2 protein-coding genes are annotated in these 2,916 nt (G+C 52.9%); both read right to left on the reverse strand.

What is annotated here, in order from left to right:
- On the reverse strand, window positions 1–2,011 hold a 2,011-nt coding region (locus ACOSYY_RS09780), incomplete at its 3' end, for an AMP-binding protein (protein ID WP_421662094.1).
- A 2-nt stretch (window positions 2,012–2,013) separates the two neighbouring features.
- Window positions 2,014–2,916, reverse strand: a 903-nt coding sequence (locus ACOSYY_RS09785; protein WP_421662096.1) for a TauD/TfdA family dioxygenase, incomplete at its 5' end; no start/stop codon positions are given.

Here is a 2,916-nt window from a genome sequence, read left to right on the forward strand (position 1 = left end):
TCCCGGCCACCGAGCTATCGAACGCAAACGAGGACAATAAGAGGAAACAGGTCACAGGTTCGTTGTAATAAGCGAGCCTGGCCTTTGTAGAGTGAACCGCGTTACGATGAGTGACCAGTACGCCTTTAGGGCGTCCGGTCGAACCCGAAGTGTAGATGATGTAGGCCACCGCATCCGGAGTCTCATGGGTCGATGGTTTGAACCCGCTGTATTCCTCGAACGGCTGCGTCTCCGAATCCAGACTCACAACCGAGATCGGCGTTCCAAGGAACTCCTCGCGGAACCGATCCTGAATCAATAGAATAGGAGCTCGTGAATCTTCGAGGAGATAGTCCCTTCGCTCTTTCGGATAGGATGGATCAATCGGGACATAAGCCCCGCCGGCCTTCAGAATCCCCAGTAATCCCACGATCAACTCCGGGGAGCGCTCCACACAAATTCCGACGGCTGTCTCAGGCCCGACTCCCTGAGTTTTCAGATAGTGGGCCAATTGATTAGCCCTCCGATCAAGCTCTCGGTACGTGATTGCCTGCTCCTCATATACCAAGGCTATACTGTCCGGTGTACGCGCGGACTGTTCCTCAAATAAGTGATGCAGGCATTGTTCGCGCCGCTCTAGAGTGGGACAGTCATTGAAAGTGTGCAACACTTGGTGACGTTCCATCTCGCCCAGCGTCTGGAGATCGCCGATAACTGTCGTCGGTTGGTACGCTGCTTGACTCACGAGCATCTCCAGCTGTTTCGCGAGACATGCCATCACCTCATCCGAATAGTACGATTCGTCGTATTGTAAGGCAGCGTCGATGGAACCTTCTTTTCGATGACAGACGAATCGAATTTTAAACCGGTCAAGATACGTTTCTTTGCTCTCGATTCTGAATGAAAGAGTGGCGTTCGAGCGGAATGGTTGCTCTCCCTCGAATTCAAAACAAAATGGCACGTAAGAACCATCACCGCGTTGTGTCCCGCTCTGGATGTCCTCCCACGTAAAATAATCTTGCCATTCATACGCCTCGGCCACGGCCTTATCGATCCTTTCGAGCGCCGTGATGAATGGAACGTCATGAGCCAGAGTGGTCAACACCGGGAGATATTTAGCGAAAGACCCGAAGGCACCCCGCATCTCGTCATGCGTGCGGCCGTCACAGCCCACGCCGACCACCACGTCTTCTTGCCCCATGAGCCGCTGGAGCAAAATGCGCCAGCATGCCAAGAAAAACGTCGCGCTTGAACCCGCCTTCTGTTCGACAATGGAATCAACTTGTCCCAAGCACTTCTTCGATATGGCCAAGGGTACCTGCTTGAGATCGAGTTTCATATCGCCGATGGATAGCCGCTCAAAGGGCAGGCGATTTCCGAGTGGACCGATGACAGTCTCCGCTTGTTTGCGCCAATACGTGCGCCCGACCTGACCCGCTTCATCCGACCAGAGCGAGTGTTGCCATTCTGCAAAGTCCGCATACTGTAATGGATCATCGAAAACGGCGCTGACGCCCTGAGCGTAGGCCTCGTACATTGATTCAAGTTCGCCTATAAGATTCTTGAATGTCATGCCATCTGCGCAGTAGCCGGGCAAGTCGATCAGCAACAGATGCTTGAGGTCGCTCAGCTTTATCACAATAGCGTGCATCGACGAACTGCTCATCGAATCGGCCTGTTCATTTAGCAATGCTTGCAAATGCGCTTCGATCTGATCCTCCTGAAGGTCAGGAATCCATTCCGTCAAATCATATTGCTGAAGCGACAAAGCACCATGTTCGGCGATCACCTGTACGGGCAACGTCATACCGGGAATACATTGGAGGGTGGTGCGGAGAACTTCATGGCGCTGCAGGATGTCTTCAAGCGCCATTTTCAACACCGCTGGATCAAGCGAGCCGTCGAGCATCACACGGCATCGCGCAAAGAGACGCGTTGACCGTGCATCTCGTTCCAATAACCACACACGCTCTTGTTGATAAGAGAGGCGATAGCCTTGGACCATACTATTCGGTGCGTTGCTCCCTGACATGATCACGCCTCCTCTGCTCTTAGGCCAAGATCGGCCCCGCGGCAGGCTTCCGCCATTGCAACCAAGATTTTACGTGTTCCGCTGAAAGGCCTGCGCCCGTGAAGGGCCAGCATGTTGTCCAATAGCAAAACATCACCTTGCTGCCATGGAAACACAACCATGGCTTGCTGGTAGGTTGAACGGAGATGTTCGAGCACGTCCTGTTCTATTCGTGTCCCATCTCCATAATACGTGTTTTGTGGAAGATCCTCTTCGCTAAACTCGTGCTGGAGCGCTTCACGGATGGTTCGTTCCAATGTTGAGATGTGAAAGAATGTTCCATGATTGAACCAAATCGACTCTTGCGTCTTTGGATGGCGCATGACGGCCGGCCCCACCTGCCTGGTCCTCAGTCGGTTTCCACTCTTCCATTCCACTTCTATTCCTACACTCCGGCAGTACGCCTCGACTTGAGCTTTGTCTTCTGTCTGGAAAACCGTCGGCCATGGAAGGCCAAAGCCATCACCGTAATTGCGCACATACATAATTTGTTTTTCGATGAATCGTCGCTTGATTTCCGGATCGATACTTCGATGAACCTGGCGCGTATCTCCAATGGGAGTTTCTCCGCCCTCCTGCGCCGGAATGGCGCAATAAAAGAACAGCTGAAGAGGAAAGACCGGCGAGAACGCATGCTCATTGTGAGGGAAAATGCTCTGGTCCGGCGGATAATCCGTAGCAGTATAAACATTCGCGCCTACTTGCGTGCGTGGTGAGGCCCGAAAACGATATTCCAGCGCACCTCCGGATAAAGCCGTAACACACTGCTCAAAATCGGTGATACCGTTGACGTGAAAATCACGAAACAAGATGGCCCCATGACCCAGGAGCTGCGACTGCACCCATTCCCGTTGTTGTTCGACCCA

The sequence above is a fragment of the Nitrospira sp. BLG_2 genome, assembly GCF_049222245.1.